Origin of the sequence: Castellaniella sp., assembly GCF_049671645.1 — a bacterium.
Lineage (GTDB): Bacteria > Pseudomonadota > Gammaproteobacteria > Burkholderiales > Burkholderiaceae_B > Castellaniella.
The window spans coordinates 46,128-62,179 of record NZ_JBATVG010000016.1; the positions used below are offsets into that span (position 1 = coordinate 46,128).

General features: G+C 65.9%; 14 protein-coding genes. 6 read left to right on the forward strand and 8 right to left on the reverse strand.

The window, feature by feature from the left end:
• Window positions 1-37 precede the first annotated feature (37 nt).
• The 3 genes from WBG56_RS07710 (at window position 38) to WBG56_RS07720 (ending at window position 2,704) form a co-directional block, all read left to right on the forward strand.
• Entirely contained in the window at window positions 38-1,087 is a 1,050-nt protein-coding gene (locus WBG56_RS07710) for an aminoglycoside phosphotransferase family protein (protein ID WP_424266926.1), read from the forward strand.
• Window positions 1,087-1,785, forward strand: a complete 699-nt coding sequence (murU, locus tag WBG56_RS07715; RefSeq protein ID WP_424266928.1) for an N-acetylmuramate alpha-1-phosphate uridylyltransferase MurU — start codon at window positions 1,087-1,089, stop codon at window positions 1,783-1,785. The genes WBG56_RS07710 and murU overlap by 1 nt, the downstream gene beginning before the upstream one ends.
• Before the next feature lie 196 nt (window positions 1,786-1,981).
• Window positions 1,982-2,704: a hypothetical protein gene (locus WBG56_RS07720; protein ID WP_424266930.1), complete on the forward strand. Its 723-nt coding sequence runs from the start codon at window positions 1,982-1,984 to the stop codon at window positions 2,702-2,704.
• Between the two features lie 70 nt (window positions 2,705-2,774).
• On the opposite strand, the gene glnQ is transcribed toward WBG56_RS07720, so the two are convergent.
• The 7 genes from glnQ to WBG56_RS07755 all read right to left on the reverse strand — a co-directional run bounded on the left by glnQ (window position 2,775) and on the right by WBG56_RS07755 (window position 9,633).
• Window positions 2,775-3,503 carry a glutamine ABC transporter ATP-binding protein GlnQ gene (gene glnQ, locus WBG56_RS07725; protein WP_424266932.1) on the reverse strand — a complete coding sequence of 243 codons (729 nt, stop codon included), beginning with the start codon at window positions 3,501-3,503 and terminating at the stop codon, window positions 2,775-2,777.
• Window positions 3,500-4,339, reverse strand: a complete 840-nt coding sequence (locus WBG56_RS07730) for an ABC transporter permease subunit (RefSeq protein WP_424266934.1) — start codon at window positions 4,337-4,339, stop codon at window positions 3,500-3,502. The genes glnQ and WBG56_RS07730 overlap by 4 nt, the downstream gene beginning before the upstream one ends.
• Window positions 4,340-4,357: 18 nt before the next feature.
• Entirely contained in the window at window positions 4,358-5,104 is a 747-nt protein-coding gene (gene glnH, locus WBG56_RS07735; protein ID WP_424266936.1) for a glutamine ABC transporter substrate-binding protein GlnH, read from the reverse strand.
• Between the two features lie 175 nt (window positions 5,105-5,279).
• Entirely contained in the window at window positions 5,280-6,065 is a 786-nt protein-coding gene (locus tag WBG56_RS07740; protein ID WP_424266938.1) for a MetQ/NlpA family ABC transporter substrate-binding protein, read from the reverse strand.
• Between the two features lie 31 nt (window positions 6,066-6,096).
• Window positions 6,097-6,753, reverse strand: coding sequence for a methionine ABC transporter permease (locus WBG56_RS07745; protein ID WP_424266940.1), 657 nt, complete (start codon window positions 6,751-6,753; stop codon window positions 6,097-6,099).
• The gene (locus WBG56_RS07750) at window positions 6,750-7,763 is read right to left on the reverse strand and encodes a methionine ABC transporter ATP-binding protein (RefSeq protein ID WP_424266942.1); all 1,014 of its coding nucleotides are present in this window, start codon (window positions 7,761-7,763) and stop codon (window positions 6,750-6,752) included. The genes WBG56_RS07745 and WBG56_RS07750 overlap by 4 nt, the downstream gene beginning before the upstream one ends.
• 145 nt (window positions 7,764-7,908) lie before the next feature.
• A complete protein-coding gene (locus WBG56_RS07755; protein ID WP_424266944.1) occupies window positions 7,909-9,633 on the reverse strand; it encodes a diguanylate cyclase domain-containing protein in 1,725 nt (574 codons plus the stop codon).
• A 214-nt stretch (window positions 9,634-9,847) separates the two neighbouring features.
• On the opposite strand from WBG56_RS07755, the gene WBG56_RS07760 reads away from it, so the two are divergent.
• Both WBG56_RS07760 and WBG56_RS07765 read left to right on the forward strand, forming a co-directional pair.
• Window positions 9,848-12,796, forward strand: a complete 2,949-nt coding sequence (locus tag WBG56_RS07760; RefSeq protein WP_424266946.1) for an MHYT domain-containing protein — start codon at window positions 9,848-9,850, stop codon at window positions 12,794-12,796.
• Entirely contained in the window at window positions 12,793-13,809 is a 1,017-nt protein-coding gene (locus WBG56_RS07765) for an HD domain-containing phosphohydrolase (protein ID WP_424266948.1), read from the forward strand. Before WBG56_RS07760 ends, WBG56_RS07765 begins: the two co-directional genes overlap by 4 nt.
• 57 nt (window positions 13,810-13,866) lie before the next feature.
• On the opposite strand, the gene WBG56_RS07770 is transcribed toward WBG56_RS07765, so the two are convergent.
• A complete protein-coding gene (locus WBG56_RS07770; RefSeq protein WP_424267038.1) occupies window positions 13,867-15,183 on the reverse strand; it encodes an arsenic transporter in 1,317 nt (438 codons plus the stop codon).
• 95 nt (window positions 15,184-15,278) lie between these two features.
• Between WBG56_RS07770 and WBG56_RS07775 the strand changes: the two genes are divergently transcribed.
• A complete protein-coding gene (locus WBG56_RS07775) occupies window positions 15,279-15,953 on the forward strand; it encodes a helix-turn-helix domain-containing protein (protein ID WP_424266950.1) in 675 nt (224 codons plus the stop codon).
• Window positions 15,954-16,052 lie beyond the last annotated feature (99 nt).

Here is a 16,052-nt window from a genome sequence, read left to right on the forward strand (position 1 = left end):
GCGTGCAATCCGCCGTTTTCATTGCCACGACCCCCTCATGACCGACACCCACACCCCGGACGCCCGCCTGGCGGCCCTGCGCCATTGGCTGGAATCCCATGCCGCCGCCCAGGGCCTGCAGCCCGATACACTGACCCCGGTTTCGGGGGATGCCAGCTTTCGCCGCTATTTCCGCATCCAGGCGCCCGGCGGCGCGCGGATCGTGATGGACGCCCCGCCCCCCCAAGAGAACTGCGGGCCCTTCGTGGACATCGCGCAGCGCCTGGCGGCCGCCGGCCTGCGCGTACCGGCCATCCTGGCCCAGGACCTGGACCAGGGATTCCTGCTGCTGACCGATCTGGGCCCCCAGACCTTCTACGAAGCCATCCAGGCCGGCCAGACCCGGGACGACACGGCCTGGCAACAGCACATGCGCGGGGCGCTGAGGGCGCTGACACAACTGCAGCAATGCCCGACCGACGGCCTGCCCGTCTACGACCAGGCCCGCCTGCGACAGGAACTGGATCTTTTCCCCCAGTGGTACCTGCGGACGCATCTGGGCCATGCCCCCGGCGCCGACGCCCAAGCTGCGCTGGACCGCCTCTTCGACCTGCTGGCTGGCCAGGCGGCCGCCCAGCCGCGGGTATTCGTCCACCGCGACTACCATTCGCCCAATCTGATGATGGGTCCGGGCGCGCCCGATTTCCCCCCGGGGGTGATCGATTTCCAGGACGCCCTGCTGGGCCCCATCAGCTATGACATCGCCTCGCTGGTCATGGATGCGCGCACCACCTGGGACGAGCCCCAGCAACTGGACTGGGCCATCCGTTACTGGGAGTACGCACGCGCCGCCCAGCTGCCGGTGCCGGCCGACTTCGCCCAGTTCCATCAGCAGTACGAATGGATGGGCCTGCAGCGCAACCTGCGCATTCTGGGCGTATTCGCCCGACTGTCGCACCGGGACGGCAAACACCACTACCTGGATCACATGCCCAGGGTCCAGGCGTACGTCCGGCAGGTGGCGGGCCGCTACACCGTTTTCCACCCGCTGCTGCGCCTGCTGGATCAGGCTGAACAGGTCCCGCTGCAAAACGGATATTCCTTCTGATGCGAGCCATGATCCTGGCCGCCGGACGCGGTGAACGCATGCGTCCGCTGACCGACTCCTGCCCCAAACCCCTGCTGGCCGCGGGCGGCCAGCCCCTGATCGTCTGGCATCTGCGACGCCTGGCGCAGGCGGGCTTCACCGACATCCTGATCAATCACGCCTGGCTGGGCGCGCAGATCGAAAATGCCCTGGGCGACGGCGGATCATGGGGGGTGCGCCTGCGCTATTCCGCCGAATCGTCCGCACTGGAAACCGCCGGCGGCATCGCCCGCGCGCTGCCGTTTTTCCAGGATCAGCCTTTTCTGGTCGTCAACGGCGACATCTGGTGCGACTGGGACCCCGCCCAATCCGGCGACTGGGCGGCGCAACTGCCCGCCGATGCACTGGCCCATCTGCTGATGGTGGACAATCCCGACCACCACCCCGCCGGGGACTTCCATCTACGGGCAGATGGCCGGCTCGCGCCGCCGGGGGCGGGCGATGCCACACTGACGTTTGCCGGCGTCGGCGTATACCGCCCCGCCCTGTTCGCCGCCACGCCCCCCGACCGGCCCGCTGCGCTGGCGCCCGTCCTGCGCCAGGCCATGGCGCGGGGCGCCGTCCTGGGCTCGCATCACCCGGGGCGCTGGACGGACGTCGGCACCCCGGAACGCCTCCAGGCGCTGGACCGGGCCCTGCGCCGCTCAGCGACCGCCTGAAACAGCGGGCTGTTAAAATAAGCGATGAATCGAGCCACCCGGCAGGCCGGGCCTCAGGCTCCGATTCCGGCACCTTCTGTCCAGTTCTGGCAATTCGCAACCGTCTGTAGGCCTTGCGGCGATGGCGGCGGCAAACCGTTTATGCTAACGGACTTTGGTGCCTTGCACCGTGCCTTGCCGCTTCAGGAATTTCGTCATGTCTCTCGGTTCCAACCGTCCCACGTTCAAGCCCACCCCCTACGGATACACCCGCCGCAGCCGCGGCATCCCGCGCTGGTTGCTGCTGCTGGTCACCGGCATCGTACTGGGCGCCGGCGGCGTTCTCTTCCTGCAGCGCAGCTACGGTCCGCAGCGCCTGACGGTGGAACAATCCGAGCAGCTGCGCATGGACCTGAACACGGCCAACCTGGAAAACCAGCGCCTGACCAACGAATCCAAGGTCCTGCACCAGGGCATCGACAAGGCCCAGACCGCGCAGAAAGACCAGAGCGCCCAGGTGGAGCAGCTCCGCAAGCATGTTGCCGATATGGAAGCCGGCGTCTCCAGCCTGATCGCCGCGATCCCTCCCGACCCGCGCGGCACGTCGCCCGGCATCCGCAGCGCCGACATGGTCCTGCAGGATGACGGCCTGCATTACCAGGTCTTGCTGATCCAGGAGCCCCCCAAGGGCGAAACCGAAGTCCCCAATCTGCGCGGCGAGGTCAAGCTGGTCGGCATCGGCACCTATCCCAACGGCAACACAGCCTACGTGGGCCTGGGCACGCAGGCGCTGGACATGGGACGCTACACAGTGATCAACGGCCAGACCGAACTGCCCAAGGCCTATCGCCTGCACCAGGTCACGGTCCAGATCATGGCGGAAGGGTCGGACAAGATCATCGCCACACGCACGGTGCGAGCCACGGCGGCGCGCCGATAAGCGGCGGCTCCGCACGACGGAACGCGGGGGGCCTGCCGGCCCCCCTGCCATGCGGACGGGATGGCGCCGATCAGGAGACGTGCTGCAGGAAGTCTTTCAAACGCTGGCTGGGCGGATCATTGAGCAGCGCTTCGGGAGCGCCGTCTTCGGCGATCTTGCCTTGATCCATGAAAATCAGCCGGCTGCCGACTTTGCGGGCGAATTCCATTTCATGCGTGACCACGATCATGGTCATGCCTTCCTCGGCCACGTCCTGCATGACGCGCAGGACCTCGTGGCGCAATTCCGGATCCAGCGCCGAGGTGGGTTCGTCAAACAGCATCAACAGGGGCTTGATGGCCAGCGCGCGGGCGATGGCCACCCGTTGCTGCTGCCCGCCCGACAACTGCCCCGGGTAATGGCCGGCGCGTTCGGCCAGGCCGACCTTGTCCAACAGATCCTTGGCCTGTTGGCGCGCCTGGGCCTTGGGCGTGCCCCGCGTATGAACCGGGCCGAACATGACATTTTCCAACGCTGTCAGCTGGGGAAACAGATTGAACTGCTGGAACACCATGCCGGCTTCGCGGCGCAATTCGAGAATCTGGGACGTCTTGCCCAGCACGCTGTGCCCGTTGACCACGATGTCGCCGCCCTGGATGGTTTCCAGCACGTTGATGCAGCGCAAGAACGTGGACTTCCCCGAACCGGACGGCCCGACCACCACCACGACCTCGCCGGACTCGATGGACAGATCGATGCCGTCGAGCACGACGTTGTCGCCGAACCGCTTGGTGACGTTCTTGAATTCGACGATGCTCATACGATGCGGGTCCTGTGTTCAATGAATTTGAGCACCAGGGCGATGAAACCGGTCATGATCAGGTAAATCACCGCGACCGCCCCCCAGATTTCCACCGCGCGAAAGTTGCCGGCGATGATTTCCTGCCCCTGACGGGTCAGTTCGGCGACCCCGATGACGATGAACAGCGAGGAATCCTTAAGGCTGATGATGCACTGATTGCCCATGGTGGGAATCATGCGCCGCAAGGCCACCGGCCCGATGATGTGGGCCAGGATCTTGTAGAACGGCAGCCCCATGGCCTGGCCGGCTTCCTGGAGGCCTTTGGGCACCGACAGCAGGCCGCCGCGCACGATTTCCGCGATGTAAGCCCCTGAATTGATCATCAAGGTGACGGTGGCGGCGGTAAAGCCGTCGATCCGCAGATTGACCAGCAGCGGCAAGGCGAAGTAAATGAACATCACCTGCACCACGATCGGGGTGCCGCGCATCAGCAGGATGTAGATCTGGGAGACCACGGACAAGGCCACCGGCACCCAGGCCAGGCACCGCCAGACCACCAGCGCCAGCACTGCCAGCTGAACCACCCACCAGACCGGATCCGGCACCCCGGCCAGCGGCCCATCGCCCAGCCAGGACAACAGCCGCAGCAGGACATACAGGACCACCAGGCCGACCACCCCCCATGCCAGCGAACGGCGCGTCACCGGCACCGGCACATAGGTGACGACCACCCCGGCCAGGCCGCCGATGATCGTTCCCCCCACCAGGCCCAGCACCGTGATCTGGACGGTCATCCAGGCGCCGGCCATCAGATCGGGCCAGGCCGCCCAGATTGCAGACCATTCAAACGTCACGATAAGTTCCGATCCGGTTTAGTCGGGTTTCTTGCCGAACCAGGTTTCGTACAGCTTGTCGTAGGTGCCGTTGGCCTTCAGATCGGCCAGGGCCTTGTTGACGACGGGCACCAGCTTGCTGTCTTTCGGAAAGGCAATGCCGTAGAAATCGCCGCTTTTCAGGGAACCCACGACCTTGACCTTGCCTTGTCCGGCTGTTTTGGCGTAGTACTGGACATTGGGCGTATCGTGCACCACGGCATCCACGCGGCCGGTCGCCAGTTCCAGGAAGGCGTTGTCGATATTGGGGAAGAGCTTCAGCTTGGCCGACGGCACGTTGGCCTTCATGTAGTCCACCGTGGCGGTGCCGATCTTCACGGCGACGGTCTTGTTTTCCAGGTCTTTGGCGGTCTTGATGGGACTGTCCTTGGACACCAGGATGGCCAGGCCGGATTCATAGTAGGGGTCGGAGAAATCGATGACCTTGGCGCGGTCCGCGCGAATGGTGATGCCCGCCAGCGCCACATCGATGTTGTGCGTCTGCAGGCCCGGGATGATGCCGTTGAAGTCCATGGGCTGCAAACGGTATTTCAGATGGGCCTGCTTGGCGATGGCGTCCCACAACTGGATGTCGAACCCGGTGTATTTGCCATCTTGTTTGAATTCGAACGGCACGAAGGCGGTGTCGGTCGCGACAACCAGTTCCTTATCCGCCGCCTGAGCGGTCGGCAGGGCCAGGGTAAAGGCCAGTCCAAGCAGGGCGGCTTTCAGGGATTTGGGCAACATGATGGGAGTCTCCTTGTGGGATGTTTTTCCAGCGGCCAGCCGGTCGCGCCAGGGGCCTATCTTAACTGAAAGGCCCGGGATCTCCGCCTGAAAAACGGCGAAAACCCCGGGCCTTCCGGTCATTTTTGGGGAAATCCCCTAGAACTTCCCGGAGATTTCCGACGCACGGGCGCGCTTAGAACGCCGGCACGATCGCGCCCTTGTACTGCTTCAGGATGAAGTCGCGCACCTTGTCGGATTGCAGCGCCGCCACCAATTTGCGGATCGCCGGATCGTCCTTGCGATCGGCGCGGGTCACCACCAGATTCGCATAGGGCGAATGCTTGTCTTCGATGAACAAGGCGTCCTTGATCGGGTTCAGGCCGGCTTCCAGCGCATAGTTGGTGTTGATCAGGGCCAGATCCACGTCGGGCAGCACGCGCGGCAGTGTGGCGGCTTCCAGTTCACGGAATTTCAGGTGCTTGGGATTGTCCGACACGTCGCGGGCCGTGGCCAGGATGTTGCTGGGATCCTTCAGCTTGATCAGGCCCTGTTTCTGCAGCAGCAGCAAGGCGCGGGCGCCATTGGACGGGTCATTGGGGATGGCCACCAGAGAACCGTCCTTCAGGTCCTTGATGTTCTTGATCTTCTGCGAATAGGCGCCAAAGGGCTCCACGTGCACGGCGCCGACCGACACCAGCTTGGTGTCGTGTTCCTTGTTGAAGGAATCCAGATACGGCTGGTGCTGGAAGAAATTGGCATCGATCTGCTTGTCGGCGACCTGCAGGTTGGGCTGCACGTAGTCGGTGAAGACCTTGATGTCCAGATCCACGCCTTCCTTGGCCAGATCCGGTTTGACGAATTCCAGCAGCTCGGCGTGCGGCACGGGAGTGGCCGCGACCGACAGCTTGACGGCATGGGCGGGAGTGGCGAAGGCCAGCGGCAAAGCCAGCGCCAGCGCCGGCACGAACTTCTTGAACATGAGTAAAACCTCCTGAGTCATCACAATATGATTACTTCCGATTCAGCCGGGCCACCCAGCGGTCGCCCAGCACCTGAAACACCTGCACCATGATGACCAGGATCACCACGGTCACCGCCATCACGTCGCCCTGATAGCGCTGATAGCCATAGCGCACGGCCAGGTCGCCCAGGCCGCCGCCGCCGATCACCCCCGACATGGCCGAATAGCCGACCAGCGTGATCGCCGTGACGACAATGGCGGCCAGGATGCCGGTGGTGGCTTCCGGCAGCAAGGCCCACAGCACGGTCTGGCGCGAAGTCGCGCCCATCGACCGGCAGGCCTCGCTGACCCCGGGATCGAGTTCGCGCAGCACATTTTCCACCAGGCGCGCGAAAAACGGCGCGGCGCTGGCCACCAGCGGCGGGATCGAGCCCTGCACGCCCAGCGCCGTTCCCACAAGCAGGCGGGACATCGGGATCATGACGATCAGCAAAATCAGGAAGGGCACGGACCGCAGCACATTGACGATGAAGGCCGTGCTTTGGTAGAGACCCCGATGGCTCATCACCTGCCCGGGGCTGGTCAGAAACAGCAGCACGCCCACCGGCAGGCCGATCAGCACGGTGAACAGCAAGGAAAAGCCCGTCATCAGCAAGGTGTCGATCGTGGCTTCGCCGATCATCCACCAATCCACATTGGCCATCATGTCCGCAATACCTCGTAGTGCACGCCGGCCTGATCCAGGGCGCCGCCCAGCGCATCCAGGTCGGCATCGGCGCCTTGCGCCGCCACGACCAGCTGGCCGTAGGGCGTGTCCTTGATGCGCCCGACCGAACCCTGCAGGATGCTGAGATCCAGGTTCAGGTCCCGGCTGAGCCGGCTGAGCAGCGGCGTGCCTGTGGCATCGCCCCGGAAGCTCAGTCGCAGCAGGCGGCCCGACAGGCCTTCGGCCATGGCCCGCCAGCCTTCGCCGCCATCCAGCCCGCTTTCCGACAGCAGCGACCGCGTCGCATCATGCCGCGGGTGCAGGAAGACTTCCAACACCTGGCCGGATTCCACGATGCGCCCGGCTTCGATCACCGCCACCCGATCGCAGACGGCGCGGATCACATCCATGCTGTGCGTGATCAGCACAATGGTCAGGCCCAGGCGCTGGTTGATGTCCCCCAGCAGCCGCAGGATGGACTGCGTGGTTTCAGGGTCCAGCGCGGACGTGGCCTCGTCGCACAGCAGCAGGCGCGGCTTGCTCGCCAGCGCCCGGGCGATGCCCACCCGCTGCTGTTGGCCGCCCGAGAGCTGGCCGGGATACTTGTGCGCCTGATCCGCCAGGCCGACCAGATTCAGCACCTCGCGGGCGCGGGCCTCGCGGGCCGCGCGCGACATGCCCGACAACCGCAGCGGAAAACAGACGTTGTCCATGACCGTGCGGGCTCGCAGCAGATTGAAATGCTGAAACACCATGCCCACGCTGCGCCGGTATTCGCGCAGCTGCGCGTCGGAATACGCGGTGATGTCGTGGCCGTCCACGCGCACGATGCCTTCGGTGGGCCGTTCCAGCAGGTTCAGCATGCGGATGAGCGTGCTCTTGCCGGCCCCCGAGCGGCCGATGATGCCGAAGACCTCGCCTTCGCGGACGTTCAGATTGACATCGGCCAGCGCATGCACGGAACGGCCGGCCGATTCAAAAGTTTTACGGATGTTCTCGAGATCGATCAAGATGCGGAGTCACTTAAAAGGCGGGATCCTGGATCAGCAGGATGCGGGGACCCTGTGGCAATGTCCCTCAAGCCGAGAATTTACCATGCCGATTCACAGGGTTAGCTGTGTAGCATATAGCGAAAAATTATAGCTCGCCCCCCGATCAACGCCGTCCCGCAGGCTTGTCGCGATACATGGCCTCGTCGGCCTGCTTCAACAGAGCTTCGGCATCCCGGGCGTCGGCGGGCCAGCAGGCTGCGCCGATGGCGACGCCCAGGCGCACGACACGGCCCGGCGGGATGTTCGTCAAGGTCTCCAGGGGAGCGGTGATCCGGACCCTCAATTTGGTCTTCAGGCTGTCCAGCGCGTCGGCCGACGACACCCCCATGGCCACCACGATGAATTCGTCGCCGCTGCGCCGGGCCAGCAGATCTTCCGCCCGCAAGCACGCCTTGATCCGGCCGGCGATTTCAAGCAGCGCATGGTCGCCATTATCATGTCCAAACTGGTCGTTGAGCGGCTTGAAATCATTCAAGTCGATGAACAGGACCGCGAAAGGCGTCGCGCGGCGATCAGCCGTCAGCCGCGCCAACAAGCTGTCGAGCGCCATCCGGCTGGCCGCCCCGGTCAGGCGGTCCGTGAACAGGTCCCGCTGCATGGCGCTGAAATTACGGGCCAGATCGCCCAGCTCGTCCTGGCGCCGGGTGGCGATGGCCACCGAGGGGTCGCCGGAACGAATGCGGTCGACGGCTTGCGACAGGGCAATGACCTCCTGAGCGATGCGACCGAAAATGCGGGTGCCGATCAGGATGGTCAGGAGCACGGCCAGCAGGCCGATGCCCAGTGCGATGCCAAGCTGTTGGTGGATGCCGGTGAAGATCGCCGTACGCGGGATGGCGACGATGGCCAGCCAGTCCATGCCCGCATCGTCCACCACCCGGCGAGCCGCCACGGTGATGGTGTCGCCCTCGTCATCTTGCACCAGCAAGCGGTATTCCCGATTGTCGTCCAGCCGCGAGTCGGCCCGGGATTCGCCCACCAGCCGGGCCATGCCCCGATACGCCGCCTGGATGACCGGATCGTCGCTGTTGGCCGCATTGACCCGCAGCGGCTTGCCATCGACGCTCAGGCCCAGGTTCGCCGCCCCCGTGGCGGCGATCAGCTTGCCGTCGCGCTCCACCACGAAGGCGCGGCCCCGGTCGCCGACATCCAGCCCGCCGACGAAGCGATTGATTTCCTGCAGCGACACATCCGTGGCCACCACGCCCTGGAACAGGCCATCGGCGCCCAGCACGCGCCGCGCGCGGGTGACCACCAGATCCTGCGAGGAAAAATCGATGTAGACCGTCGTCCAGACCTGCATGCTGGTCTGTCGGGCCAATTGATACCAGACCCGTTCGCGCGGATCGAACAGCCCGGGCTCCTGTCCGACCAGACGCGGTTTGCCCTGGACCCCCCGATAACGGTAGTACAGGCGATGCAGTTCCGGGCGCAGCTTCAGGCGCAATTCGGCCTCCTGCTCGCTCAGGCGCTTGAGCGCGATGCTCTGCCCGGCCTCGTTGCCGTAATAAACGTAATTATTGGGATTGGTGAACATGGACGTGGCCACCCAGAACCGGGTGCGCAATTCGGCCAGCTGCGGCGCAAGATCCGACTGCACCGGCATCCCTTCCGGAAAGGCGGCCTCCAGGACGGAGGCCGAGCCACGCACGTGGAAATGCACGGCCTGCGCGATGCGCGATGCGATCGCCCGCATGTACTGATCGGAAAACAGACCGATGTTGCGGCTGGCCGCCCAGTAGAACGTCCCCCCCAATGCGGCTGCGACCAGGGCCAGCAGCAACACGTAAGGCAGGACCAGCGAGACGCGCAAGGATCTCAGAGTCATCAGTAGATGAAAAAATATATTACAAATGAAGTCGTGATGCAGTTTACCCGGATGCCGCCGGTCACGCTGATGAGTCTTGGCCAGCCCCGGGCATGCCATATCCGACACCCTTCGCGCGCCGCACGGCTCTCCGATGGTTTAAGCTTCGACCGCCGCTGCCGTAAACCCGTACCGTGATCTCCCTTTCTCTTTGCCGCCCCCACCCCACAGCGCCATGACCATGATGATGGATTCCTTTTTTCTGACGGCAGCCGACGGGACGCATTTCGTCCAGGGCACCTATCAGCCCGGCCTGGTCTTGCTGTCGGTCCTGGTCCCGGTCTGCCTGTCCCTGATGGCGCTGCACACGGCGCACATCGCCCTGAGCACCCAGAACCGGTCCTATCGCCACATCGCCATCGCCATGGGCGGCATCGCCCTGGGCGGGGGCATCTGGGCCATGCATTTCATCGGCATGCTGGCCTTCACGCTGCCGGCCCCGGTGCACTACGACATGGGGCTGACCCTGCTGTCGCTGCTGCCGGGCTGGGCGGCCTCCTGGCTGGCCCTGTACATGCTGTCGCGCCAGGTGCTGCCGCGCAGTCTGCTGGTCATCAGCGGGGCCCTGATGGGGGCCGGCATCGGCCTGATGCACTACACCGGCATGATGGCGATGATGACGCCGCTGGCCATGCGCTACGATCCCACCCTGTTCGCGCTCTCCATCGGGGTCGCCGTGGGACTGGCCATGCTGGCGCTGTGGATCCGCTTCGGACTGCAGCAGACCCGGCTGGACGGGCGCCTGCGCTTCGTCCTGAGCGGCGTCATCATGGGCGTGGCCATCGCCGGCATGCACTACACCGGCATGGCGGCCGCGCGCTTCCTGGGCGAACCCAGCCTGGCCGACAACACCATCCGCGTGGACGCCACCTACGGCGCCCTGGCCCTGTCGTCCCTGACCCTCACCATCGGCGTGCTGGTGGCGGCGCTGAACGGCCTGATCCACACCCGCGAGCTGTATCGCGAGATGGAGCTGAGCAAGTCGCGCCTGCGGGCCATCGTCGACACGGCGGTGGATGCCCTCATCACCATCGATGGCCACGGCACGGTGCAGGAATTCAGCCCGTCGGCCGAACGCCTGTTCGGCTACGCCGCCGACGAGGTCGTCGGCCGCAACGTCAAGATGCTGATGCCGGAGCCTTATCATTCGGAGCACGACGGCTACCTGCGACGCTATCACGCCACGGGCGAAGCCCACATCATCGGCACGGGCCGCGAAGTCACCGGTCGACGCAAGGACGGCACGCAGATGCCCTTGCGCCTGGCCGTCGGCCGGGTGAACCTGATCGGCACGGAACGGCTCTACGTCGGCATGCTGACCGACATCAGCGACCGCCAAGCCCTGGAAGCGTCCCTGCGCGACGCCGCGCAGCGGGCGGAACAGGCCGCCGCCGCCAAGACCCGGTTCCTGGCCAACATGAGCCACGAAATCCGCACCCCCATGAACTCCATCATCGGCTTCGCCGAACTCCTGCAACAGACCGACCTGACCCCCATCCAGCGCAATTACCTGAATACGGTCGGCCAGTCCTCGCGCACGCTGCTGCGGCTGATCAACGACATCCTGGACACCACGAAACTGGAGCATGGCCGGGTGGAACTGGAAAGCAGGGACTTTTCCCTGAAAGCCCTGGCGCACCAGATCGAATCATCCCTGCGGCTGGGCGCCCAGGCCAAAGCCCTGAGCCTGAGCACCCACTATCCCGACAGCATGCCGGAGTACTTCCAGGGCGACACGCTGCGCTTGCTGCAAATCCTGACCAATCTGGTGGGCAATGCCATCAAATTCACGGAAACCGGCGGGGTCGAGCTGTATTTCGCGTATGAACAGGGCATCGTGCACGCACAGGTGCGGGACACCGGGATCGGCATGAGCCCGGATCAGATCCGGGCGATCTTCGACCCATTCACCCAGGCCGACGCCTCGATCAGCCGGCGTTTCGGCGGCACGGGCCTGGGCACGACCATCGCCCGGCAACTGGTGCAGTCCATGGGAGGCCGGATCGAGGTCAGCAGCATTCCCGGCCAGGGCAGCACCTTCCACATCTGGCTGCCGCTGCCGCTGGGCAAAGCGCCCGTCCACGAACCCTCCGCCGACAAGCCGACCGCGTTGCCCCCGCTGCACGTGCTGATCGCCGACGACATCGACTTGAACCTGGAGCTTCTGACCCTGACGCTGCAGGCTCAGGGCCACCAGGTGACGCCGGCCCGGGACGGCCAGGAAGCTCTTGAAAAATTCATGGCGGGCGCATTCGACGTCGTACTGATGGACGTCCACATGCCGGGCACCGACGGGCTGCAGGCCACCCGCCTGATCCGGCAGCACGAAAGACGACACGACCTGCGGCCCACCCCCGTCATCGCCCTGACGGCCAGCGTCATGGCCCACGACCGTCAACAGGCGCAGCAGGCCGGGATGAACGGCTTTGCCGTCAAACCGCTGGATGCGCCGCGCCTGTTCGCCGAAATGGCCCGGGTGACGACCGGACAGCCGGCGGCGGTCGCGGCGGCTGCCCGGCCGCGCCCCGCCGCCGCCGAACCGGCAATCGACTGGGCCCGGGGCGTCGCGCTCTGGGATACCCGGGAACGCCTGGCCGAACGGGTCCTGGGCTTCCTGGACCAGGCGGCCGCCCAATACCCCCTGCCCGCCGCCGACGACGCGGCGGTCGACCCGGACGCCCTGCACTTCAGCCTGCACGGCCTGCGGGGCGCCGCCGGCAACCTGGCCCTGGCGGCGGTGGCCCGCTGCGCGGCGGACCTGGACGACCAGACGCGGGCGGGCCTGGCCCATGTCGCCCAGGCCCGCATCCCGCATCTGCGGGCCCTGATGGACGCCGCTCACCGGGAAGCCCGCTCCGCCATCGAAACCTCCGCCCCTCGGGCAGCCACGACCCCATCCCCGGCAGCTCCGCCCGCGAAACTGCTGGACACCATGACTGCGCTGCGCGCCGTGCTGGCTAGACACGAATTGGACGACCCGGCCCTGGACACGGTCTGCGCCGGCCTGAGCGCGCACGGCCACCACACCCGATCCCAGGCGCTGCGCGAAGCCATCGACAGCTTCGACTTCGACCGCGCCAGCGCCCTGCTGGGCGCTTGGCTGGACGAGGAAACGCCCGCATGAACACGCCGCTCGACATGCGCCGCACCCTGCTGCTGGTGGACGACGAATCCACGAACCTGCAGGTATTGCGCCACACGCTGCAGGCCGATTACCGCCTGTTGTTCGCCAAGGACGGCCCTACGGCCCTGTCGCTGGTCGCCAAGGACCGGCCCGACCTGATCCTGCTGGACATCATGATGCCCGGCATGTCGGGCTACGAAGTCTGCGCCGCGCTGAAACGCGACGACGTCACCCGCCCGATTCCCGTCATCTTCGTCACGGCGCTCAATGAAGCCTCGGATGAGCAGAAAGGGCTGGAACTGGGCGCCGTGGACTATATCGCCAAGCCGTTCAGCCCGCCCATCGTCCAGGCCCGCGTGCGCACGCATCTGTCCCTGGTGCAGGCCACCGAAGTGCGCGAAACCCGGCTGCAGATCATCCGCTGCCTGGGGGCCGCCGCGGAATACCGGGACAACGAGACCGGCCTGCACATCGTGCGCATGAGCCATTACGCCTGGCGTCTGGCGCGCGAGATCGGCTACAGCGACGAAGCCGCCGACGAGCTGCTGCATGCCGCTCCGATGCACGACGTCGGCAAGATCGGCATCCCGGACGGCGTCCTGCTCAAGCCCGGCAAGCTGGACGCAGCCGAATGGGCCATCATGCGCCAGCACCCCATCATCGGGGCCCGCATCATCGGCGAACACCCCTCCGGCCTGCTGCGGCTTGCCGCCAGCATCGCCCTGCACCATCATGAAAAATGGGATGGCAGCGGCTACCCTCACGGCCTGGCCGGCCCGTCCATTCCCCAGGCGGCCCGCATCGTGGCCCTGGCGGATGTGTTCGACGCCCTGACCAGCATCCGCCCCTACAAACCCGCCTGGCCCGTGGACGAGGCCATGGACCACATCCGGCAGCAAAGCGGCCGCCACTTCGAACCCGCGCTCGTCGAGGCCTTCGAGCGCTGCCTGCCGGACATCCTGATATTCAAGGAACGTTGGGCGGACGAGCCCAGAGAATTGATCGAGCCCTGAAGGGCGGTTCTCCGCGCCGACCGGCGCGCCCCTGCCGGGCCGAGGCGTTTTCGGGGATCAGGCCGCCGGGCCGATCAGGGCCAGCCATCCATACAAGGCCGTCAGCGTCAGCAGCAGGACCGGCGGGGTGATCAGGATGCCGATCCGCATGTACCGCCCCCAACTGATCCCATAGCCCTTGCCCGCCAGCACATGCAGCCACAACAGGGTGGCCAGGCTGCCGATCGGGGTGAACTTCGGCCCCAGGTCGTTGCCGATGACATTGGCGTAGACCATCAGTTCCCGGGTATGGGGGGACACATGCGCCTGGCCGACGGCCAGCGCCCCGATCAGGGTGGACGGCAGATTGTTCATCACCGAGGCCACGACAGCCGACAGGAACCCGGTTCCCACGGTGGCGAGGAAATCCCCTTGCCGGGCAAGCCAGCCGAGCGCGCCGGCGCCGCTGTCGGTCAGGCCGGCCTTGCCCAGCCCGTAGACCACCAGGTACATACCGATGGAAAACAGCACAATCTGCCACGGGGCATGACGCAAGGCGGATGCCACCGACACCACGGCGCCACGGCCGGCCCGCCACCACCGGCCCGCAATGGCCATCAGCAGCAGCGCGGCCGTGCCGGTCACGAACGACACGGGAATGCCGAACGGCGCGGTGATGAAATAGGCCAGGAGCAAGAGGGCCAGCAAAGGCGGCGCCGCGCGGAAAATCAAGGCATCCCGGATGGCGGATCGGGGCGGCTCCAGTTCATCCACCCGATAAGATGCCGGCACCTGGCGGCGGAAGGCCAGCCACAGGACCCCAAGGGTAGCAGCCAGCGACACCAGATTCACCGGCGCCATGACGGCCGCATACCGCCCGAACCCCACGCCGAAATAATTGGCGCTGACGATATTGACCAGGTTGGAGATGATCAGGGGCAGACTGGTGGTGTCGGCGACGAAGCCGGTCGCGATGATGAATGCCAGGGTTGCGTTAGGCGCGAACCGAAGACGAGCCAGAATGGCGATGACGATGGGTGTCAGCAGCAATGCGGCGCCATCGTTGGCGAAAAAGGCGGCAATGACTGCGCCCAGGACGATGATCAGGACGAACAGCCGGCGCCCATGGCCCGCCCCCCACCGGGCGACATGCAGCGCCGCCCAGGAAAAGAACCCCGCCTCGTCCAGAATCAGGGAAATGATGATCAGCGCGACAAAGGTGAAGGTGGCGTCCCAGACAATGTCCCAGACCGTCGCGATGTCCGCCCACTGGACGACGCCCGACAGCAGCGCGATCAGGGCGCCGCCCAGGGCGGTCCAGCCGATGCCCAGGCCGCGAGGCTGCCAGACCACCAGGACCAAAGTGACCGCGAAAATAATCAATGCCAGCATGATTTCAGCAAGAGGACGAGGGGACCGCAGACGATCGGAGAAATGAATAGTAAGCTACAGGCGATACAAGCTCCCCGCCCTGAAGCCCGCGCCGCGCCATGTCGCTCACAGAACCCGTCAATTCCCTGCGCCACTACGACGGACAAGCCCATGCCCACACGCACGAGCACGTCCAGGTCATGGTGCCGCTGGCTGGGCGCATGGAACTGGACATCGACGGGCACGCGGCGTTCACGGACCCCTCCTGCGGCCTGATCATTCCAGCCGGGGCCCGGCATGCCTACCAGGCGCGGCCCGGCACCCGCATCCTGGTGATCGACGCCCCCGAATCAGCGGGTCTGGCACGGCTGCGCCGCTTCGCGCTCACACCGGCCTGCAGCGCCCTGGACGAGCACGGCGACGCCGGCCGGCAACTTGCCCTGTTGCTGGGCCTGCCGGCCGTGCTGCCCTCGCGCCGGGGGCTCGATCTGGCCCGTCTGGATGCCGCCCTCGCCCCAGCCCTGGACGAATCCTGGAACACCGCCCGCATGGCGGCGATTTTCCATCTCAGCCCGCAGCGCTTTCATGCGCGCCTGCTGGAACTGAGCGGCAGCACACCCGGCGACTACCTGCGCGCGCTGCGGCTCAAGCAGGCCAGCCGCCTGCTGGCCCGGGGGGTCACCCTGGAGGCAGTCTCCGCGCGGGTCGGCTACCGATCCGCCAGCGCCCTTGCCTACGCGCTGCGGCGCGACCTCGGCGCCACGGCCAGGACCTTGCGCCAATCCCGGGACTGACGCCCCTCAGGCGCCCGCGCCGACCACCCTGCGACACGGCCGCCCCGCTCGCCATCCACGCGCGTTTCTCGACAGTTCACCTGCCGGAAAGCAGCCATC